The organism is Tsukamurella ocularis (genome assembly GCF_024807615.1).
Taxonomy (GTDB): Bacteria; Actinomycetota; Actinomycetes; order Mycobacteriales; family Mycobacteriaceae; genus Tsukamurella; species Tsukamurella ocularis.
Map to the genome: position 1 here is coordinate 188,043 of NZ_JANUCJ010000005.1, position 19,973 is coordinate 208,015.

20 protein-coding genes and 1 riboswitch are annotated in these 19,973 nt (G+C 70.7%); of the genes, 7 read left to right on the top strand and 13 right to left on the bottom strand.

The genetic code is table 11. The features are described from left to right. Positions 1-65 precede the first annotated feature (65 nt). From HNP44_RS19675 to HNP44_RS19695, 5 genes are read right to left on the bottom strand one after another with little or no spacing between them, the layout of a single operon-like run. Complete coding sequence (locus HNP44_RS19675; RefSeq protein WP_259144393.1) at positions 66-1,016, bottom strand: ROK family protein; 951 nt, start codon at positions 1,014-1,016, stop codon at positions 66-68. Further along, positions 1,013-1,456 (bottom strand): hypothetical protein, encoded by a 444-nt coding sequence (locus tag HNP44_RS19680; RefSeq protein ID WP_259144392.1) that lies wholly within the window; start codon positions 1,454-1,456, stop codon positions 1,013-1,015. Before HNP44_RS19680 ends, HNP44_RS19675 begins: the two co-directional genes overlap by 4 nt. After that, positions 1,449-2,675, bottom strand: a complete 1,227-nt coding sequence (locus HNP44_RS19685; protein ID WP_259144391.1) for an ArsA family ATPase — start codon at positions 2,673-2,675, stop codon at positions 1,449-1,451. The genes HNP44_RS19680 and HNP44_RS19685 overlap by 8 nt, the downstream gene beginning before the upstream one ends. Further along, a complete protein-coding gene (locus tag HNP44_RS19690; RefSeq protein ID WP_259144390.1) occupies positions 2,675-3,139 on the bottom strand; it encodes an SRPBCC family protein in 465 nt (154 codons plus the stop codon). Before HNP44_RS19690 ends, HNP44_RS19685 begins: the two co-directional genes overlap by 1 nt. Next, positions 3,132-3,524 (bottom strand): hypothetical protein, encoded by a 393-nt coding sequence (locus tag HNP44_RS19695; RefSeq protein WP_259144389.1) that lies wholly within the window; start codon positions 3,522-3,524, stop codon positions 3,132-3,134. Before HNP44_RS19695 ends, HNP44_RS19690 begins: the two co-directional genes overlap by 8 nt. A gap of 122 nt (positions 3,525-3,646) precedes the next feature. Between HNP44_RS19695 and HNP44_RS19700 the strand changes: the two genes are divergently transcribed. Next, positions 3,647-5,449 (top strand): AMP-dependent synthetase/ligase, encoded by a 1,803-nt coding sequence (locus tag HNP44_RS19700; protein WP_259144388.1) that lies wholly within the window; start codon positions 3,647-3,649, stop codon positions 5,447-5,449. A gap of 75 nt (positions 5,450-5,524) precedes the next feature. On the opposite strand, the gene HNP44_RS19705 is transcribed toward HNP44_RS19700, so the two are convergent. The 3 genes from HNP44_RS19705 to HNP44_RS19715 all read right to left on the bottom strand — a co-directional run bounded on the left by HNP44_RS19705 (position 5,525) and on the right by HNP44_RS19715 (position 8,488). Beyond that, on the bottom strand, positions 5,525-6,655 hold the full coding sequence (locus tag HNP44_RS19705; protein ID WP_259144387.1) for a glycosyltransferase family 4 protein: 1,131 nt from the start codon (positions 6,653-6,655) through the stop codon (positions 5,525-5,527). A gap of 63 nt (positions 6,656-6,718) precedes the next feature. After that, on the bottom strand, positions 6,719-7,762 hold the full coding sequence (locus HNP44_RS19710; RefSeq protein WP_259144386.1) for an NlpC/P60 family protein: 1,044 nt from the start codon (positions 7,760-7,762) through the stop codon (positions 6,719-6,721). A 60-nt stretch (positions 7,763-7,822) separates the two neighbouring features. Continuing rightward, positions 7,823-8,488 carry a C40 family peptidase gene (locus HNP44_RS19715; protein ID WP_259144385.1) on the bottom strand — a complete coding sequence of 222 codons (666 nt, stop codon included), beginning with the start codon at positions 8,486-8,488 and terminating at the stop codon, positions 7,823-7,825. A 14-nt stretch (positions 8,489-8,502) separates the two neighbouring features. Then, a riboswitch (cyclic di-AMP (ydaO/yuaA leader) is annotated at positions 8,503-8,655 on the bottom strand. A 480-nt stretch (positions 8,656-9,135) separates the two neighbouring features. Here HNP44_RS19715 and HNP44_RS19720 point away from each other — a divergent pair. Further along, positions 9,136-10,962, top strand: coding sequence for a DEDD exonuclease domain-containing protein (locus HNP44_RS19720; RefSeq protein WP_259144384.1), 1,827 nt, complete (start codon positions 9,136-9,138; stop codon positions 10,960-10,962). A gap of 27 nt (positions 10,963-10,989) precedes the next feature. Further along, positions 10,990-11,265: an Lrp/AsnC family transcriptional regulator gene (locus tag HNP44_RS19725; RefSeq protein WP_068521033.1), complete on the top strand. Its 276-nt coding sequence runs from the start codon at positions 10,990-10,992 to the stop codon at positions 11,263-11,265. A gap of 4 nt (positions 11,266-11,269) precedes the next feature. Here the strand turns inward: HNP44_RS19725 and HNP44_RS19730 are convergent, their stop codons facing one another. The 5 genes from HNP44_RS19730 to HNP44_RS19750 all read right to left on the bottom strand — a co-directional run bounded on the left by HNP44_RS19730 (position 11,270) and on the right by HNP44_RS19750 (position 14,994). Then, complete coding sequence (locus HNP44_RS19730; protein WP_259144383.1) at positions 11,270-12,187, bottom strand: hypothetical protein; 918 nt, start codon at positions 12,185-12,187, stop codon at positions 11,270-11,272. 22 nt (positions 12,188-12,209) lie between these two features. Next, entirely contained in the window at positions 12,210-13,061 is an 852-nt protein-coding gene (locus tag HNP44_RS19735) for an HpcH/HpaI aldolase/citrate lyase family protein (protein ID WP_259144382.1), read from the bottom strand. Between the two features lie 69 nt (positions 13,062-13,130). Then, positions 13,131-13,598 (bottom strand): aminoacyl-tRNA deacylase, encoded by a 468-nt coding sequence (locus tag HNP44_RS19740; RefSeq protein WP_259144381.1) that lies wholly within the window; start codon positions 13,596-13,598, stop codon positions 13,131-13,133. After that, positions 13,595-14,641, bottom strand: a complete 1,047-nt coding sequence (gene trpD / locus HNP44_RS19745; protein WP_259144380.1) for an anthranilate phosphoribosyltransferase — start codon at positions 14,639-14,641, stop codon at positions 13,595-13,597. Before trpD ends, HNP44_RS19740 begins: the two co-directional genes overlap by 4 nt. A gap of 23 nt (positions 14,642-14,664) precedes the next feature. Next, positions 14,665-14,994: a hypothetical protein gene (locus HNP44_RS19750; protein ID WP_259144379.1), complete on the bottom strand. Its 330-nt coding sequence runs from the start codon at positions 14,992-14,994 to the stop codon at positions 14,665-14,667. Between the two features lie 266 nt (positions 14,995-15,260). Here HNP44_RS19750 and ctaE point away from each other — a divergent pair, with 266 nt between their 5' ends. From ctaE to qcrB, 4 genes are read left to right on the top strand one after another with little or no spacing between them, the layout of a single operon-like run. Further along, the gene (gene ctaE, locus HNP44_RS19755; RefSeq protein ID WP_259144378.1) at positions 15,261-15,875 is read left to right on the top strand and encodes an aa3-type cytochrome oxidase subunit III; all 615 of its coding nucleotides are present in this window, start codon (positions 15,261-15,263) and stop codon (positions 15,873-15,875) included. Between the two features lie 38 nt (positions 15,876-15,913). After that, positions 15,914-16,834 (top strand): cytochrome bc1 complex diheme cytochrome c subunit, encoded by a 921-nt coding sequence (gene qcrC, locus HNP44_RS19760; protein ID WP_259144377.1) that lies wholly within the window; start codon positions 15,914-15,916, stop codon positions 16,832-16,834. Continuing rightward, complete coding sequence (gene qcrA, locus HNP44_RS19765; RefSeq protein WP_259144376.1) at positions 16,831-18,012, top strand: cytochrome bc1 complex Rieske iron-sulfur subunit; 1,182 nt, start codon at positions 16,831-16,833, stop codon at positions 18,010-18,012. The genes qcrC and qcrA overlap by 4 nt, the downstream gene beginning before the upstream one ends. After that, positions 18,012-19,637 (top strand): cytochrome bc1 complex cytochrome b subunit, encoded by a 1,626-nt coding sequence (gene qcrB / locus HNP44_RS19770; protein ID WP_259144374.1) that lies wholly within the window; start codon positions 18,012-18,014, stop codon positions 19,635-19,637. Before qcrA ends, qcrB begins: the two co-directional genes overlap by 1 nt. Positions 19,638-19,973: the final 336 nt, after the last annotated feature.

Below are 19,973 nucleotides of genomic sequence, written 5' to 3' on the forward strand. Positions count from 1 at the left end.
CCCTACGGGGTGATCGTTCCGGAGACGAGGGTCTGGATCATTCCTGATCGCAATCCAGGGTGCCGTCAGCAGGTGACGGCGTCCCGCGCGAGCGCCGCGGCGCCGAGCATACCTGCGCGTTCGCCCAGCTCCGTGGCGCGGATACGGGCCTTGCGGCGGTACTTGCCACCGGTGAGCTGCCGCGCGTAATGATCCCGGGCGTCGTCGAGGAACAGCCGCGACGAGGCGCCCACGCCGCCGGAGAGCACGATGAGGTCCGGGTCGAAGACGTCGCTGACCATCGCCAGGCCCACACCGAGCCAGCGGGCGAGCTCGCCCACCGCCTCCTGCGCGACGGGGTCGCCGGCCTCCGCGGCGGCGGCGACCTTGCGCCCCGTCAGCGAGCCCGGGTCGTCGGACAGTTCCCGGGCGAGCACCACGCCACGCGATCCAGAACCGCCCATCAGGTCGATCGCGGTCTCCACCAAGGCGGTTCCGCTGCAGTAGCGCTCCCAGCAGCCCCGTTTCCCGCATTCGCACGGCCGACCGTCGGGCACCACCTGCAGGTGGCCGAGTTCCGGCGCGACCCCGTAGGCCCCGCGGTAGATCTCGCCGTCGATGAGCAGGCCCGCGCCGATGCCTGTGCCGAGCGCGACGACGCACGTGACGCGCGACTGCCGCGCCGGACCGTGGACGAACTCGGCCCATGCCGCCGAGTTCGCGTCATGCTCCATGACCACAGGCAGGCCGATCCGCTCGGCCATCTCGGCGGGCACCGCGGCGTCGCGCCACGGCAGGTGCGGCGCGAACGCCACCGTCCGGCGCGTCGGGTCCAGGAAGCCGGCGACGGCCAGGCCCACGGCCTTCACGTCGTGCTCCACGCACAGCTCCTGGACCACGCGGTCCAGGCAACGTTCCAGGGCGCGGGCGCTGCGTGGGGTCTCCGCCCGTGCCGTGTCGACGACGGTGCCGTCGTCCGTCACGACCCCCGCGCGGACCGAGGTGCCGCCGATGTCGATGCCGATCGTCAACGTCATGTGGTGGAGTCCTCCTCGGAGGAGTTGAGCCGGACGTCGATGCGCTCGTACCCGCTCGCCTGCGACGAGGGAGCGGGGGGCTCGGCGGCGGGGGCCTCGGGTGCGACGCGGCTCTCGCCGCCGACGGAGGCGAAGTAGTCAGCAGCCACGGCTGCCGCGGCGATCCGCGCGCTGTCCAGCAGTTCCTCGGCGAGCCGCAGCAGGTCGGCCAGCACCTCGTCGGCGAACTGGCCGAAAGACTTCGAGGCCTCGGCGGCGAAGGGCTCGATATGGCGGCCCACGGCGCCGCGAAGCGCGCACAGCCGGCACGCGCCGGGTGCGCCCTCGGGGTGTGCGGCGTGCTCGGCGAGGGCCGCTGCGATCCACGGCCGGGCGGTCTCGAACAGGCGCGCCGCGGAGGCGAGGAACTCGTCGGAGGGATCAGGGCTCGGATCAGCCACGGGGCCACACCTCCGGATCGGGGACGAAGGTCACGCGCAACTCCCCTTCCTCGTATGTGGCGCCCGCAACGATGCAGCGGCGCAACACAGACGGTAGCCGGATCCGTCTCCGCACACCCTGGGCTTCGACGACGACGTCCTCCTCGACGCGACCCAGGCCGATCGTCGCGGGGTCGACCAGCGGTAGCGCGACCGACCACCCGTAGCGTGCGTCGAGGCCCGTGCCGCCGATTGCGCGCACCTCCGGCACGGGCACGACCGCGGACGCGGCATCGAGGATCGCGTCCGCGTCCCAGTCCACCGCGGCGGCGGCGGCCAGCGTCAGGACGGGCTCGAACGCCTCAGCCGCCTCGACGACGGCGCGGTCGAGCACCGTCGCCACCTCGGCGAGGGCCTCCCGCGCGTCGTCCTGCGCAGCAACCCGCGACCGGACGAGTCGCACCGCAGGGTGCGGCAGGTCCAGCGCGAACCGGTCATCGACCGTGATGAGCCGGTTGAGCACGAGCGCGACGGGGCGCAGTCCGAGTACCTCGAGCGCGGCCAGCTCCTCCCGGGCGCGGGCCGGGCGGCCGGGATCGCCGGTCACGACGTGCACCAGCTCGAACGCTGATCGGTCGGCGACGAACGCCGCCAGCTGATCGGCGAGTCCCGCGAGCGGCTCGGCGAGCAGCAGCGCGGCGAGCGCGCCCGCGGCGGGGCCGGCCGCCGGTCCGGAGAGCCGGACGTGCCGCGGCCACACGCGCTCCAGGTAGGCGGCCAGCGACGACGGGGCCGTGAGCAGGGAGACGAGGCCGTCGAAGGCCGGTCCGTCGACGACGACGGTGCCGTACGCGCCCGACTCCACGTGCCCCCGGATCGCGCGGAGCACCAGGACGTGCTCGGCGTCGGCGAGGCCCGTCAGCTCGGGCGGCTCGAGCGCGAACGGGTCGAACCCGGACGCCCCGGCATCGGCGCCGGCGGCGAGCCCCCGACCGGCGCGGACGGTGGCGGACAGGCTTGCCCACCACTGCGCAAGCAACTCGACGGGATTGAGATGGACCTGGTCGAACGGCCCCGTTCCGTCGGCCAGGAGCGGATCGACGACCCGCCCGACGGTGACGAGCAAGGTGCGGCTGCGGCCCGCGGCACGGGCGGCCAGTGCCGTCGCCAGGACCGTCCGGCCCGCTCCCCCGGCCCCGGACACCAGCAGCAGGCGGGTCGCGGTGCCCTCCCCGGACATCAGGATTGTGCCGCCGACTCGCCCTCGACGTGGCGCCTGAGCTCCTTCAGGGCGGTATCGGTGATCGCCTTCTCCGCCTTACGGCGGAGCATCCCGAGCATCGGGATCTGCAGGGTCACCTCGAGGGTGTACGTCACGGTGGTGCCGGCACCGTCGGCGGTCGGAGTCAGGTCGTACCGGCCGTGCTGGGTGCTCTGCAGCGTGCTCGCCGCGAGGTCCCACTCGACAGACCGGCCGCCGGGCGCCCAGCGGTACTCGAGCTCATAGGTATCGCGGAGGAAGCCCTCCTCCAGCACGAACCGCACGCGCCGCGGCAGCCCGTCCTCCGTGGTCTCGAGAACGGTGACTTCACGCGCCGCCGAGACCCACTCGGGATAGCGGTCGAAGGCGGAGATCGCGGCCATGATCCGCTCCGGCGGCGCCGCGATGACGATCGATTCGCGGGTGCGCTCCGCGTCAGACACGCTCCACCTCCCCGACGGCGGGGCCGCCCAGGATGCGGCCGTTCTCGGCGGTGAACTTCACGTCGAACATGACGTCGTGCCCACGGACCCGGCGCTCGCGCACGTCGGCGACGATCTGCTCGGGGGTCATGGGCGCCTTCGGCTCGGCGTGCAGGAAGTAGTGCAGCAGGCTCCCGTCGAGATGCGGCTCGATCCAGAACTCCGAGGTCCCGGTGACGGGACCGTCGACCTTCCAGCGGATCCCGAGATCGCCCCGGTCCTCCGTGACGGTCATCCGCAGGTCGGGGAACCAGCCGCGCCACCGCTGCGCGCCCGCCATCGCGGCGGCCACGGCACTCGGGTGGGCGGCGACGAACGCGACGTCGGCCACTTGGATGGTGCTCACCTCCTAAGCTTCACACATCCGGCTGCGGGACGGACGGTGCCGGGTCGGTTCGGGCCCGGAACGCGCCCCGAGCAGCGGTGTAAGGTTCACCACAACACCACCGTTTGCGACCCGGAGGATTCGTGCGCGAGATCAGCGTTCCCGCCAACTACACCATCGACCCCTCGGCCTCCACGGTCGATGTCGTCTTCGATGTGGCCCGCACGGACCCGGACAGCGTCCGGATCAAGCGCCTGATCGCAGGTACCTGGGAGCCGGTGACCTCGAAGCAGTACGAGCAGGAGATCCTCGGCGTCGCCAAGGGCCTCGTGGCGCAGGGCGTGAAGCCGGGCGACCGCGTCGCGCTGGTCTCGTCCACCCGGTACGAGTGGCCGCTCATCGACTTCGCGATCTGGGCCGTCGGCGCCGTGACCGTGCCGGTGTACGAGACGAGCTCGTCGGGCCAGATCGACTGGATCCTCGAGGATTCCGACGCGGTCCTCATGGTCATCGAGGGCGCCAAGCAGGCCGCCGAGGTCGCGGAGCTGAAGGGCCTGCACAACGTCCAGCGCGTCCTGCAGATCGACCCCGCCGACGGTGACCCGGGCGCCGTCGCGACGCTGACCGCCGAGGGCGCGGAGATCACCGAGGACCAGGTCCACGCGGGCCGCGCCGACGTCAAGGCCGAGGACCTCGCGACGCTGATCTACACCTCCGGCACGACCGGCCGCCCCAAGGGCTGCGAGCTGACCCACTCCAACCTCATGAGTGAGGCCGAGGCGATCCTCAGCTCTCCGTTCGGCGATGCGATCCGCGGCGGCTCCAACGTGATGTTCCTGCCGCTCGCCCACGTGCTCGCCCGCGCCGTCAACATCGCCTGTTTCAAGGGCGGCGCGCTGGTCGGCCACTTCAACGACACCAAGAACCTGGTGCCGCAGTTCTCCATCTTCCAGCCGACGCTGATCCTCTCGGTCCCGCGCGTCTTCGAGAAGGTCTACGCCTCGGCGCAGCAGAGTGCCGTGGACGGCGGCAAGGGCAAGATCTTCGACGCAGCCGTGCAGACCGCGATCGAGTACAGCCAGGCGCAGGACACCGGCGGCGCGGGCCTGATCCTCAAGGCGAAGCACACCCTCTTCGACAAGCTGGTCTACGGCAAGCTCAAGGCCGCGCTGGGCGGGAACTGCAAGGTCGCGATCTCGGGCGGCGCTCCCCTGGGCGCGCGGCTCGGTCACTTCTTCCGCGGCGTGGGCGTCACCGTCATGGAGGGCTACGGCCTCACCGAGACCACCGCGGCGATCACCGTGAACGTCGCGGGCGCGCAGAAGATCGGCACCGTCGGGCGGCCGCTGGCAGGTCAGGCCGCGAAGATCGCCGAGGACGGCGAGATCCTGCTCAAGGGCTCCGTCGTCTTCCGCGGTTACTGGCACAACGAGGAGGCCACCAAGGCCGCGATCGAGGACGGCTGGTTCCACACCGGCGACCTGGGTTCGATCGACGAGGACGGCTACCTGTCGATCACCGGCCGCAAGAAGGAGCTGATCGTGACCGCGGGCGGCAAGAACGTCTCCCCCGCCGGTCTCGAGGACGCGCTGCGCAGCAACCCGCTGATCTCGCAGGCCATGGTCGTCGGCGACGCGCAGCCGTTCATCGCGGCCCTGGTCACCATCGACCCGGAGGCCTTCCCGCAGTGGAAGGCCGCGAACGGCAAGCCGGAGTCGGCCACCGTCACGGACCTGCGCAACGATCCCGACCTGCTGGCCGAGATCAACAAGGCCGTGGCGGCCGCCAACGAGACCGTCTCCAAGGCCGAGGCGATCAAGAAGGTGCGCATCCTGCCCGAGGACTTCTCGGAGGAGACCGGCGAGATGACCCCGACCATGAAGGTCAAGCGCAACGTCGTCTCGCAGAAGTACGCCGACGACATCGCCGAGCTGTACGCGAAGTAACGCCCACTCGAACACAGAACCGCCGCACCGGATCCCGGTGCGGCGGTTCTGTTCTTCTGTCCGATGGTCCGCGGATCAGTACGGATTGAGCAGGGTCTGCAGACGGTGGCCCAGGCGGCGCCAGTCGAAGTGCTCAGCCACCAGCTCGCGCCCGCGGGCACCCATCTTCGCGGCCCGCTCGGGGTCGGCGAGGAGGCCCGCGACAGCATCGGCGACCGCCTCGACGTCGCGGCCGGGCACGACGTGGCCCGATTCCCCCTCCCACACGGTCTCGGGCGCACCGCCGGAATCGCCCGCCACCACGGGCTTCCCGGACGCGGAGGCCTCGAGGAAGACGATGCCGAGCCCCTCCACGTCGAGGCCGGCGCCGCGCGTGCGGCACGGCATGGCGAAGACGTCGCCCACGTTGTGGTGCGCCGCGAGCTCGTCGAAGGGCACCGTCCCGGTGAAGATCACCTGCTCCTCGACGCCGGTCTTCCGCGCCAGCTCGTGCAGCGTGTCGGCGTAGGGCCCGCCGCCCACGATCAGCAGCTTGGCCCCCGGCACCTGCCGACGGATGCGCGGCAGGGCGCGGATCAGCACATCCTGCCCCTTGCGCGGCACGAGCCGCGAGAGGCACAGCACGACGGGCTCGTCCTCCGCGAGGCCGTAGCGGGCGCGCAGCGCGGAGCGGGCGGCATCATCGGGCCGGAAGACGTCGGTGTCGACGCCGGGCGGGAGGTGCTCCAGCGCGGCGCGCGGGCCGAAGGCTGCGGCGAACCGCCCGCGCGTGTACTTGCTGACGTACGTCGTCACGTCCGTGGTGTCGCCGATCCGGCGCAGGCAGGCGCGCGACGGCGGCAGCATCGACCAGCCCACCTCGTGGCCGTGGGTGGAGGCGACGGTGCGCAGCGCGCCCGCCTCCTTGAGCGGGGCGCCCAGCAGTGCGAGCGGGGCCGCGGCGCCGAACCAGACGGTCTCGATGTCGCGCGAGCGCACCAGATCCCGGGCGCGGGAGAACGCGTCGGGGGTGGGGATCAGCAGGGTCGTCGGGTGGCGGACCACCTCGAAGGGCTGCGCGGCGTCGTACTCCTCGCCACCGCGCCAGCGCGAGGCGTAGACCACGAGCTCGTCGGCGGGCAGTTGCCGGACGAAGGCCTGGAGGTAGGTCTGGATGCCTCCGGGGCGGGGCGGGAAGTCGTTGGTGACCAGCAGCGTGCGCGGCATGCGTCAACCGTACTGGGCGCCCTCCCCGGACCGCTCAGGGGCGCTTCTCATACGCGCCGTTGACTAGTAGCGGACCGCCGAGTTGTACGGGCCGGCGGCATCGATCGGCACGACCTGCACGGGCACGCCGAAGGTGGAGGCGTGCACGACCTTTCCGTCGCCGACGTACATGCCGACGTGGGTGGCTGCGGAGTAGTAGACGATGATGTCGCCCGGCTGCAGCTCGCCGCGCGAGACGGGGCGCCCGCCGTTGAGCTGGGCCTGCGAGGTGCGCGGCAGGGACTTGCCGGACTGCTGGTACGCCCAGACCATGAGCCCCGAGCAGTCGAACTGGCCCGGGCCGGTGCCGCCCCACGCGTAGGGGCTGCCGACGCGGGTGAGCGCTGCCCGGACGGCGGCGAGCTCCGCGGTGCTTCCCGGCGGCACCTTGCTGGGGTCGAACGGGGTGGGCGGGCCGATGAGCGTCTGGCGTTGGGCACCCGTGAGCCGGTCGTAGATCGCCTTGATCCGAGCGATCTCCTGCGCCAAGCGCGACTTCTTCTGCCTGAGGTCGGCGGCCTTGCGCTCGGCCTCCGTGCGGGTGTCCTCGGCCGACTTCGCGGCTTCGGCAGCACGGGTCGCCGCGGAATCGGCGGCGGCCTTCGACTTCTTGTAGGCGTCGACGGTGGCGACGACGTCGCGGTTGACGAAGTCGAGCGTCGACATCTGGTCGAGCATCTGTTGCGGAGAGTCGCTGACGAGGAGCGCATACGTGCGGTTGGTGCGCGAGCCCTTGTAATTGGCGACGACGACCGCGTCGATCTGGGGCTGCAGGGCGGCCTTACGGGCCTGCACTGCGGCGACCTCACGCTTCGCGGCCACGAGCGTGGCGTCGGCGACGCGCTTCGCGGCGGTCGCCTTCTCGGCGTCCTCCTGCGCGGCCTTCGCCGCCTCGTTGGTCCCGGAGGCCTGCTCCGAGAGGGCCTCGTACTGCTTCAGGGCCGCATCGGCGGTGTCGGGATCCGCGGTCGCGCTTCCGGTGACGGTCAGCCCGGCCACCAGGGCGACCACGGCGGACGCCGCGGAACCGCGCAGCACGAGCGAGCGAGAGGGGGAGGTCGATGACACGGCCGAGCGGGTCCTTCCAAGCTGGAGCACGATTGCGAACGCAATCACTGCCAGGTTACGTCAGTAACGACGGGCGGAGTAGACCGACATCTCGTTGAGCGGGCTTACCTTGACCGGGATGCCGTAGTTCACCGAGTGCACGACCTTGCCGTTGCCGATGTAGAGCGCGGCGTGGCTGCCGCCGTTGTAGATCACGATATCGCCGGCCTGCAGGTCGGAGATCGGAATCGCGCGACCGCCGCCGAGCTGGCCGTAGCTGTCGCGCGGGACCGTGATCCCGGCCTGCTTCATGGACCAGTAGACGAGGCCCGAGCAGTCGAACGAGTTGGGGCCGGCGGAACCGTAGGAGTAGGGCAGGCCCGTGCGCGACAGCGCGGCCTGGACGACCTTGGCCTTCGCGCCGCCCGGCTGCACGCCGGCGACAGTGGTGACGCCCGGCTTCGGGGCGATCGCGACACCGGTGACGACGTTGGGCCGCGCGGCGGTGTTGCGGCTGGCGACGCTCTGCGCGGGCTTGGCCTTCCCTGCGGCGACGGCGGGCTTCACGCCGGGCGCGGGTGCGGGCTTCGCGTTGGGCGCGACCGGCGCAGGCGCCGCCGGAGCGGGCGTCGCGAACGCGGCCGTAGGTACCGCAAGCGTGCCGATGGTTACGGCGCCCGCTGCGAGGGCACCGCGTGCGACGGTGGCACCGCGGCTGGGCTGCGGCTGAAGTCGGTGTTTCGCCACGAAGCGATTCTCCTAAGTTTCTTCCCGACCGCCGACCGAGTTAGCTGACGGGTTCGGGCGAGGAAGATGCCCTACCCCGGAGGCTCGAAGAACCTCCGGCGATTCACCCCGGATAACGCGTGTGGGTCCCCGGCGAGGCCTCGCGGCCTCTTAGGCGGTGACCTCGGGAGACGGGGCGTGTTTCGCTCCGGGCTCCTCCGCAAGGTCTCAGAAAGATTACGAAACGGAAACGCGCCTGTCTAGCCGGACGCGCCGGGGAACCACCCCGAGGCGCCCCCGAAGCACACCCTATCCGGCCTGTTTCGCCTGGTCAGGGACTACCCTGAGGCGTGGCAACATTCCCTCGTTCGCGAATGCCGCGATTGCGTCACTCAGCCCCGGTTCCGTGACCGAAGCGCCCCCGCTGCCGCCGGGCCCCGGCACGGGCGGTGCGGCCACGACGACCGGGCCGAGCAGGAAGCCCACGGAGCAGTCGCCGCAGGCTCGCGGCTTGGCGGGGCAGGTGGAGCAGTCGACGTGCAGCGTCATGGTGCATCCCTTCGTTGGCGGGGTTTCGATGCCGGCGACGCTAGGCGCGGCGACTGACAAGTTTCGAGAGCGCGTTCGGTCGGCGAAAACCTGTCGGTGGGGTGTTCTACCGTCCTGGCATGCAGCTCAGCCTGGACGACTGTGAGACGGGCACCGTCGACCCGCCTCTGCGAGAGGTGACCTTCGTCGTGGTCGACCTGGAGACCACGGGTGGCTCCCCCAAAGGGGGCGACGCGATCACCGAGATCGGCGCCGTCAAGGTGCGCGGCGGCGAGGTCCTGGGCGAGTTCGCGACGCTGGTCGACCCCGGTTGCGGCATCTCCCCGCACATCACGCACCTCACCGGCATCACCACGGCGATGGTCACCGGCGCCCCGCGGATCGAGTCGGTGCTCCCCTCCTTCCTCGAGTTCGCCCACGGCGCCGTCCTCGTCGCGCACAACGCCCGCTTCGACCTCGGCTTCCTCAAGGCGGCCGCGGCCGCCACCGGCACCCCATGGCCGAAGCCCGCGTCGCTGTGCACGGTCCAGCTCGCGCGCCGGGTGCTCACGCGGGACGAGGCGCCGTCGGTCAAGCTCAGCGAACTCGCGCGCCTGTTCCGCACCGAGACCACACCCAACCACCGCGCGCTCGACGACGCGCGGGCCACCGTCGAGGTGCTGCACGGGCTGATCGGGCGCGTCGGCAACCTCGGCATCCACACCCTCGGGGAGCTGCGCGGGCATCTACCGTCTGTCACGCCGCAGCAGCGCGCCAAGCGCCACCTCGCCGATCCGCTGCCGGAGCGGCCGGGCGTCTACTTGTTCCGCGGTCCGGGGAACGAGGTGCTCTACGTCGGTACGTCGGGGAACCTGCACCGCCGAGTGCGCAGCTACTTCACCGCCGGCGAGACGCGGGGCCGAATCAAGGAGATGGTGGGCCTCGCGGAACGGGTGGATCACGTGGAGTGCGCGCATGCGCTGGAAGCGGCCGCGCGGGAACTACGGCTCATCGCCGCGCACACTCCCCCGTACAACCGCCGGTCGAAGTACCCCAAGCGCGGCTGGTGGATCTGCCTCACGTCCGAGCCCTTCCCCCGGCTCGCCGTGAAGCGCTCCGCGCCGGCGGGCGCCCCGTGCATCGGACCGGTGCGCTCGCGGACCGACGCGGCGGACCTGGCCGAACTGCTCGCCGAGGCATGCGGGCTCCGCACCTGCACCACTCGCCTGCGCGCCGGCGCGGTCCACACGTGCGCCCTCGGACCCGATGGCGCGCGCCCGCTCGGCGGGTGCCAGGCATCGGTCGCGGCACCGGAGCCCGCGGCCCTGTATCGGCCGCGGGCCGACCGGGCGGCCGCCGCGCTCATCGGGCGCTCGTCGGAGGTCTTCGAGGTGCTGGAGGCGCGTCTGGCGGCCCTCGCGGACCGGGAGTTCTTCGAGTCCGCCGCGCGGCTGCGCGACCGCGCGGCGCGCCTGGTGGACGCGGTCGCCCGCTCACACGCGCTCGTCGCCTTCGCGGACGTACCCGAGCTCTCGATCGCCCATCCCGACGGGGCCGGCGGCTGGGAGCTGTCGATCGTGCGCCACGGCCGGCTCGCCGCGGCCGGCGTCGCCCCACGCGGGGTGCCGCCGATGCCCGTCTTCGACCGGCTTCGCGCGAGCGCCGAGTCGGTCTATGAGGCGTTCGGCGACCTCGCCGCACCGGACGTGCCCGACACCCTCTTCCCCTCCGACACCCTGCACGGCGCCAGCCCGGAGGAGGCGGCACTCCTGCGCCGCTGGGCACTGCGGCCGGGGACGCGCATCGTCGACGTGCAGGGCATGTGGTGCGAGCCGCTGGCGGGGGCGGGTCGCTGGCTCGAGTGGTCCGGGCGGGCCACCGAGGCGGGCCGCGACGCCCGTGCGGCCGCGGCGCATCCGCGCGGGACCGCCAGGCAATACAGTGAGGAGGTCACGCACGCCGCGTGAACGCCAGATCGATCGGAAGGCCCCGCAGTGATCACCGCGATCGTCCTCATCAACGCCGACGTGCACCGCATCCCCGAGACCGCGCAGGCCGTCGCGAACATCGAGGGCGTCACCGAGGTGTACTCGTGCGCCGGCGACATCGACCTCATCGCGAAGGTCCGCGTGCGCGAGCACGACCAGATCGCCGAGGTGGTCACGGAGAAGATCAACCGCATCGACGGCGTCGCGAGCACGTCCACCCACATCGCCTTCCGCGAGTACGCCTCCGCGGACGTCGACGCGGGCTTCGACATCGGGAACTGACGGCTCACCCGCCGTTGATGATCTCCAGCAGCTCCGGCGGCGGTGTCACGTTCAAGGCGTCGTCGGCGATGGTGCTGATCTGCGTCACCGTGCCGTCACGCCAGTAATAGACGTTCGGCGATACCGGCCCCACCCCGTCGGAGTAGCCGTTGGCGGCGAACACGGGCAACAGCATGAGGCCACCGAGTGCGGCCTCCGCACTCGAGCAGGCAGCGAACGCCAGCTGGTTGCGGAAGGGCGCGGCGAACAGCACGCCGCCGCTGACGTCGATGCCCGGCACCCACCGCGGGAGCAGTTCGGGCAGCAGCAATGCGCCGCTGGCGGTGAATACGGATTCGCTGAGAGCGCACTGGAATCGGTGACCGTCGTGCTCCACGGTCTCGACGCGGACCTCGGCCGTCTCGGTCAGCTCGCGGAACAGGTTCCGCCGCGCCCGGTCGTACCAGGGCCCGAGCGGCGCCATCTCTCGGACCGAGCCGTCGCCGAGCATGCTCACGTGGTCGGGGTGATCCACCACCAGGATCTCCGCGACGCCCGGCTGCCAGGGCAACGCGTAGTCGAAGGTCAGCCTCGGGTCGCCGGAGCCCACGGAGACATCGAGCAGCCGCGCCACGATCCGGGTCAGCAGGTCATCACCGGTGGGGTCCTCACTGGGCCTGAGCAGCGCCGCCAGGTGCGCGCGGACGATCCGGTCCCACTCCTCCCCCTCGGCGACGTGGACCTTGCGCGCGAGGTTGTCGAGCCCCAGCGTTCGCCCGTCGACGAGAGCGAGGTGGTCACCGAACACCTGCGCCTCGAATCCGTTCTCCGCCAAGACGGCCCGCGTGAGTGCGCGCAACCGGTCCGCGTCGCGGATCGTCAGCAGATCCAGGTACGGGTCCGGCTGATCGTCGACCGACTTCTTCCTCCCGAACAAGCCCATGCCCCGAGAGTAGGCCTCGCAGTCAGTAGCCGCTGTGGCTGACCTCCGCGGCCTCGACCTCGATGCCGAAGTCGACGGCCTGCTGCACGATCTTCTGTGCCCGCGCGAGGCGCGGGAGGTCGGAGCCGTCGGTGATCTTGCCGCCGGACTTCTCGAAGGCGTCGATGAAGCCGTGCGCCCAGGCCACTTCCGACTCGCTCGGGCTCAGGCCGCGGTTGATGACGCCGGCGTGCTCCGGCGTGAGACACAGCTTCCCGGACATGCCCATCTCCTTTGCCAGCGCCGTCCCGGTGGGCAGGTGCGTGATGTTCAGGGTCGGCCCGTCGATCGGCGCAGGTAGGCGCGCCGCCCGCGACGCGATGACCAGCTGGGAGCGCGCATAGGCCAGGGCGATCGGGTCCTCGCCGACGGCGGTGTCGCGCTTGAAATCGCCCGTGCCGAAAGCGATCCGGAAGGTCGACGGCGCGGAGGCGATCCGCGCAACGTTCTGCATCCCGCGGGCCGTCTCGACGAGCGCGAGAATCGGCGTGCCGTCGGGGAGACGGTCCGCAGTGTCGTCGAGATGGCTCGATCCCTCGGACTTCGCGAGCATGACGCCCTCGAGTCCCGCACACTGCTTGAGCGCGGCGCAGTCGGCACTCCAGTACTCGCTCGCCGCGTCGTTGATGCGCACCCACGCGCGGTGGCCGGTCGACAGCCATTCGACGGTGTCCGCCCGCGCCTGTTCCTTATCCTTCGCGGCGACGGCGTCCTCGAGGTCGATGATCACGGCGTCGGCCTCGCTGGCCTGCGCGACGGCGAAGGACTCGGGGTGGGAGGCCGGGACGAGCAGCCAGGAACGGGCGATCTGCGGGGAGACGGTGCGCTTACTCACGCAGCCAACATTAGGCGCGTGGAACGCTGGATTCCGCGGAATGGAATTTTGTGCGTTTCGTTCGTGCGCCTAGTCGGAGATGTCCGCGACGGTCGCGCCGCACGCCACGATCAGCGCGTCCGCGTCGACGATCGCGCTGTGTCCGTGCGCGCCCGCACCGAGGGCCACCGTCGCGCCGGCGATCCGCTCGTCGACGTACACCGGCCAGTCTCCCCGCGCCCCGATGGGCGTGATCGTGCCGCGCTCGTACCCCGTGGCCTCGAGCGCCTCGTCGGCCGGCGGCATCGCGAGCCGGTTCACGCCGACCACGGCGCGAAGCTTGGGCCAGGCGATCGACCGATCGCCGGGGACCAGCGCGAACAGATAGGCGCCCTCGCCGCGGCGAACGACCAGCGACTTCACCAGCTGCGACGGCGGCAGGTCCATGAGGGCCGCCGCCTCCTCCAGACTGCGCGCGGACGGGCGCTCGCGGACGGTCACCGTCAGGCCGCGGGCTGCGGCGTCCGCACGCATCCGATCCAGTCCCGACTCGCTCACGCGCCCGCGATCTCCTGCGACAGCGCGATCCAACGGTCGAGCAGCGCCGCCGCCGCACCCGAGTCGACGGCCTCCGCGACCCGCGGCAGGTGCGCCGCGATCGAGTCCTGCACCGACTCGCCGGCGGTCAGCCCCTCGTACGCGGCGACCGCACCGGCCGAGTTGAGCAGCACCGCATCACGGACCGGGCCTTCCTCGCCGGCGAGGAAGGCCCGGGCGATCGCGGCGTTGACGGTCGCGTCGCCGCCCCGCAGATCCTCCATCGCGACGCGGCCGAGGCCCAGCTCGCGCGGGTCGACCGACTCGACCCCGACGCCGTCCTCCTGCACCCGCCACACAGTGGAGGTCGACGTGGTGGTCAGCTCGTCGAGCCCGTCGTCACCGCGGACGACGATGACGTGGTCCTGGCCGCCGCGATCGGCGAAGGCCTGCGCCACGACGGGCGCCAGATCGGCGAAGGCACAGCCGATGAGGCCGGCGGACGGGCGGCCGGGGTTGGTCAGCGGGCCGAGCACGTTGAAAACGGTCGGGATGCCGATCTCCTTGCGAGTCGCGCCGACGAAGCGCAGGCCGGAGTGGAAGACGGAGGCGAGGCAGAAGCCGATACCCAGCTCGGCCGTGGTGCGCGCGACCCCGTCGGCGTTCAGCCCGATGGCCACGCCCAGCGCCTCGAGGCAGTCCGCGCCGCCCGACTTCGACGACGCCGCCCGGTTGCCGTGCTTGAGCACGGGCACGCCCGCGGCGGCGACGACGATCGAGCTCATGGTGGAGATGTTCACCGAGTGCGAGCGATCGCCGCCGGTGCCGACGATGTCGACGGCGCGAGCATCGAAGGGCACGGGAGTGGTGAGCGAGAGCATCACGTCGGCCAGCGCCCGCACCTCGACGGGCGACGGCCCCTTCATCTTCATGGCCACGCCGAACGCGGAGATCTGCGACGGCGTCGCCCCGTCGCTCATGATCTCGGACATCGCCCACCGCGCCTGCTCCGCGCTGAGGTCGCGCTGGGAGGTGAGCTCGGTGAGAACCGTCGGCCAATCCATGGCCGCAACTGTAATCGGGGCGGTCAACCCGGTATCTGGAGCACCTGCCACAGGACGGCCCGTCCGCCGTGCCGCGCGGTGACGCCCGCCATCCGCGAGCGCTCCTGCGAGACGTGCAACGCGTCGACCTTCTGCACGCGCGCCACCGCGACCGTCTCCAGGCCGTCGCGGGGCGGCGCACCGTCGGGCACGCGCTCGTACCGGTCCTGCCCGACGAGCCGGAGCACTTCGTCGACCTCGCCGCGCGGGATCTCGAGCACGTGCCGCAGCACGCTCTGCGCCTCCGGATCGAAGCCCGGGGAGGCGTCGAGGACCGACGACGAGGCGGCCGCGTCGTCGTCTGATTCGGCCACGGGAACCAATCCGGGGTCCCCGGGCGTTAACTCCTCGACGGTGCGCGTGGACAGGCGTCCGAGAAGGCGCCCCAGACGGGTCCGCTGTTCGGGTCTGCCATTGAGGTCGTAGGGCAAGGTATGCCTTATCTGCCGGTTCCGATCAGGCCGTTGACGTGGCGTTTCGAGTCATCGAGCGGGAGGTCTTGAACCTGCCCGCGATATTCGACGCGCCCAATCTGCGACCCGGGTAGGCATTCGATACTACGACCGGTCATACTTGCGGAGTGACTAGCGCCGCACCGACCTCAGCTACAGCCATCACCCAGCGCGTGCACTCACTCAACCGGCCCAACATGGTCAGCGTCGGGACCATCGTCTGGCTGTCGAGCGAGCTCATGTTCTTCGCCGGGCTCTTCGCCATGTACTTCGTGGCGCGGGCCGGAGCTGGGGAGAACGGATGGCCCCCCGTCGACACGAACGTCAGCCTGATGGCGGCGCTGCCGCCGACCATCGTGCTGATCGCCTCGTCGGTCACCTGCCAGCTGGGCGTCTTCGCCGCGGAGAAGGGCGACGTCTTCAAGTTCCGCATCTGGTACCTGATCTCGCTGATCATGGGCGCGCTGTTCGTCGCGGGCCAGCTCCACGAGTACAAGACCCTGATCGGCGAGGGCCTTACGCTCAGCTCCTCGGTCTACGGTTCGGTGTTCTACATGGCCACGGGCTTCCACGGCCTGCACGTGATGGGCGGCCTCGTGGCCTTCATCTTCATCCTGGCCCGCAGCCGCGCCTCGAAGTTCACGCCCGCCCAGGCGACCTCGGCGATCGTCGTCAGCTACTACTGGCACTTCGTCGACGTGGTGTGGATCGGCCTCTTCGCCGTCATTTACATCATTCGCTAAAGACGTTTATCTCAGTCGCCATCACAGAGGGATAGCAGATGAGTTCAGCCAACTTTGAGCCCGCCGGCGAGGGAGGCGAGCCCGACGGTGCCGGGCGCGCGTCCGTCGCCTCGGCACAGAAGGCCCGGAAGCAGCGCAAGCTCCGCCGCAAGTTCGCGAGCGCGGCGCTGCTGGTCGGCGGCCTCCTCGCCGCGGGCGGTGTCGCCACGATCGCCAGCCCGACCCCGCAGGTCGCGATCGCCGACGACTTCGACGCCGCCCAGGTCGAGAACGGCAAGCGCCTGTACGAGACCTCGTGCATCAGTTGCCACGGCGCCAGCCTCGAGGGCGTGAAGGACCGCGGCCCGAGCCTCGTCGGCGTCGGCGATTCGGCCGTGTACTTCCAGGTGCACTCGGGCCGCATGCCCGCGACGGTCAACTCCTCGCAGATCGTGCGCAAGCCGGCCAAGTTCGATGCGAAGCAGATCGACGCCATGGGCGCGTACATCCAGTCGATCGGCGGCGGACCGTCGATCGTGTGGGACTACAACCCGGACGGCTCGATCAAGCGCGACGAGAACGGCAACCGCGTCATCGCGCAGGAGTCCCTGCGCGGCAAGAACCTCGGCGCCGGCGCCGAGCTCTTCCGCCTCAACTGCGCCTCGTGCCACAACTTCACCGGCCGGGGCGGCGCCCTGTCCGGTGGCAAGTTCGCGCCGCCGCTGGATCCCGCGAACGAGCAGGAGATCTACGCCGCGATGCTGACCGGCCCGCAGAACATGCCCAAGTTCTCGGACCGTGCACTGTCGCCTGAAGAGAAGAAGAACATCATCGGCTTCATCAAGAACGTCGGCGAGACCCAGTCCCCCGGCGGCCACGGCCTCGGCGGTTTCGGTACCGCGTCCGAGGGCATGGTGATGTGGGTGACCGGGATGATCGCCGTCGTCGGCGCCGCGATGTGGGTTGGGAGCAGGAATTGACCGCCAAGCCGTTGAACAACGTCCCGTCGGACGACGAACTGGACAACCTGTCCCACGATGAGCTGGTGAAGCTCGGCACCAACCTCGACGGCGTCGAGTTGGTCTACCGCGAGCCCCGTTGGCCGGTCCCCGGCACCCGCGCCGAGAAGCGCGCCGAGCGTACCGTCGCGCTGTGGTTCGCCCTGGCCGGCGTCTTCGGCGCCGCGCTGCTCGGAGTCTTCCTGTTCTGGCCGTGGAAGTACCAGGGCATCGATGACGCCCACTACTGGTGGTACACGCTCTACACCCCGATGCTGGGCATCACCTTCGGCCTCTCGCTGCTCTGCGTCTTCGCGGGCACCGTGCAGTTCACGAAGAAGTTCATCCCCGAGGAGATCGCAGTCCAGCAGCGGCACGACGCCGGCGGCTCGTCCAAGGTCGACAAGGCCACCACGGCCGCGCTGTTCAAGGACGCGCTGGAGACCTCGACGCTCCCCCGCCGCAAGATGATCATGGCCTCCGCCGGCTTCGGCGTGGGCGTGCTCGGACTCGGTGCTGCGGCTGGCTTCATCGGCGGCCTCATCAAGAACCCGTGGGCCAAGCGCGAGGCCTCGCCGCTGTGGCACACCGGCTGGTCGCCGTACTGGAACTCGCTGGAGAACGACTTCTCGAGCGACCTCAACCACGAGCCGGTCTTCCTCCGCAACGACGTGGGCGATCCCTACAAGGTCAAGCTGGTGCGCGCCGAGGACCTCGACGCCGGCGGCATGATGACGGTCTTCCCGTGGCGCGTCTCGGACGGCTTCGGCGAGACCGAGGAGTCGCGGCTCAAGCTGCTCCACGGCCTCAAGGGCATCCGCAACCCGGTGATGCTGATCCGCCTGCGTCCCGAGGACGCCGTGCGCGCGATCAAGCGTGAGGGCCAGGAGAGCTTCAACTACGGCGACTACTGGGCCTACACCAAGGTCTGCAGCCACTTCGGCTGCCCCACGTCGCTGTACGAGCAGCAGACCAACCGCATCCTCTGCCCCTGCCACCAGTCGCAGTTCAACGCGCTCGAGTACGGCAAGCCGGTCTTCGGTCCCGCCGCCCGTGCCCTCGCGCAGCTGCCGATCTCGGTCAACGAGCAGGGTTACCTGGTCGCCAACGGCGACTTCATCGAACAGGTCGGACCGGCCTTCTGGGAGGCGACGCACTGATGACCACACTCGGAGATCGGATCGGCCACCAGGCCAACGATCTGGATTCGCGGTACCACTTCGCGCCCGGGATCCGTCGCCAGATCAACAAGGTCTTCCCCACGCACTGGTCCTTCATGCTGGGCGAGATCGCGCTGTACAGCTTCGTGATCCTGCTGCTGTCGGGCGTGTACCTCACCCTGTTCTTCGACCCGTCGCTGTCGGAGGTCCACTACGAGGGCGCCTACGAGCCGCTGCACGGCGTCGCGATGTCGCGCGCCTACGCCACCACCCTGGACATCTCGTTCGAGGTGCGCGGCGGCCTGTTCGTCCGCCAGATCCACCACTGGGCCGCCCTGATGTTCGCCGCGTCGATCATCATCCACATGGCCCGCATCTTCTTCACCGGCGCGTTCCGTCGCCCGCGTGAGGCCAACTGGGTCATCGGCTGCGCGCTACTGCTGCTCGCCATGTTCGAGGGCTTCTTCGGCTACTCGATCCCGGACGACCTGCTCTCGGGCACCGGCGTCCGCGCCGCGATGTCCGGCATCGTCGTCGGCCTCCCCGTGGTCGGCACCTGGGTCCACTGGGCTCTGTTCGGCGGGGACTTCCCCGGCGAGCTGCTGATCCCTCGCCTGTACGTGCTGCACATCCTGCTCTTCCCGGGCATCATCCTGGCGCTGATCGCGGGCCACCTTGCCCTCGTCTGGTACCAGAAGCACACCCAGTTCGCGGGCCCCGGCCGCACTGAGGAGAACGTCGTGGGTGTTCGCATCCTGCCCGTCTTCGCGGTCAAGACCGGCGCCTACTTCGCCGCCACTTTCGGCATCATCGCCCTCATGGCGGGCATCTTCACGATCAACCCGGTGTGGACGATCGGCCCGTACGACCCGGCGAAGGTCTCTGCGGGCGTGCAGCCCGACGTCTACATGATGTGGACGGACGGCCTGGCCCGCCTGTGGCCCGCGTGGGAGCTCTACTTCTGGGGCCACACGGTTCCGGGCGCCGCGTTCGTGGCGATCATCATCGGCGTGATCGTGGGCCTGATGTTCGGTTACCCGTGGATCGAGAAGAAGCTCACCGGCGACGATGCGCACCACAACATCCTGCAGCGTCCTCGCGACGTGCCGGTGCGTACCGCGATCGGCGCCATGGCGCTCGCGTTCTACATCGTGCTCACGCTCTCCTGCGTGAACGACGTCATCGCGCTGAAGTTCCACATCTCGCTCAACGCGATGACGTGGATCGGCCGCATCGGCCTCGTTGTGGCCCCGCCGGTCGCCTACTGGCTGACCTACCGGTTCTGCATCGGCCTGCAGCGCGCCGACCGCGCGGTGCTGGAGCACGGCATCGAGACCGGCGTCATCGTGCGCCGCCCGAACGGTGAGTTCATCGAGCTCCACCAGCCGCTGGGCCCCGTCGACGACCACGGCCACGCCGTGCCGCTCCCCTACGAGGGCGCGGTCGTCCCGACCAAGGCCAACCAGCTCGGCGCGGCCGGCCAGCCCGGCACGGGTTCGTTCCTGCGGGCCGACTCGGCCGAGGAGCAGCGCGACAACGCCGCTCGCGATCACGCGAACGAGGTCAAGGCGCTCGAGGCTCTGAAGAAGGTCCAGGACAACGGCGGCAAGCTCGACGTCGAGTAGTTCTGACAACGCCACTGCGGCCCCTCCCCCCCGGGGAGGGGCCGCAGTCGTTTCCGGGGGCCGACGGTCCGCCGCCCGCGCGCGCCATCCCGTCCGCCTGCGCCACTGCTCCGCACTCCACGCGAGCCTGCGCACGCTGCGCGAGGATCCGCGCACCGGGCACGCCTGTGCGCACGCGGCACGTCCGCGCAGGCGCGTGGTGTGCGCGGAACTGCGCACACGACGGAGTGCGAGGTGACGTCGATGACGGCCTTCGGGGGTGCGGCGTCCGGCACCGTCGCCGGGGTCACGCGCGAACGACGCAGCCGGGACGACGTGACGTGAGCGCGGGTCCGT

Bases quoted from the DNA above. Each gene is read 5' to 3' on its own strand.
- HNP44_RS19720 (WP_259144384.1), top strand. From the start codon at position 9,136: ATGCAGCTCAGCCTGGACGACTGTGAGACGGGCACCGTCGACCCGCCT.
- trpD (WP_259144380.1), bottom strand. From the start codon at position 14,641: ATGGATTGGCCGACGGTTCTCACCGAGCTCACCTCCCAGCGCGACCTC.
- HNP44_RS19675 (WP_259144393.1), bottom strand. From the start codon at position 1,016: ATGACGTTGACGATCGGCATCGACATCGGCGGCACCTCGGTCCGCGCG.
- qcrC (WP_259144377.1), top strand. From the start codon at position 15,914: ATGAGTTCAGCCAACTTTGAGCCCGCCGGCGAGGGAGGCGAGCCCGAC.
- qcrB (WP_259144374.1), top strand. From the start codon at position 18,012: ATGACCACACTCGGAGATCGGATCGGCCACCAGGCCAACGATCTGGAT.
- HNP44_RS19705 (WP_259144387.1), bottom strand. From the start codon at position 6,655: ATGCCGCGCACGCTGCTGGTCACCAACGACTTCCCGCCCCGCCCCGGA.
- HNP44_RS19685 (WP_259144391.1), bottom strand. From the start codon at position 2,675: ATGTCCGGGGAGGGCACCGCGACCCGCCTGCTGCTGGTGTCCGGGGCC.
- HNP44_RS19730 (WP_259144383.1), bottom strand. From the start codon at position 12,187: ATGGGCTTGTTCGGGAGGAAGAAGTCGGTCGACGATCAGCCGGACCCG.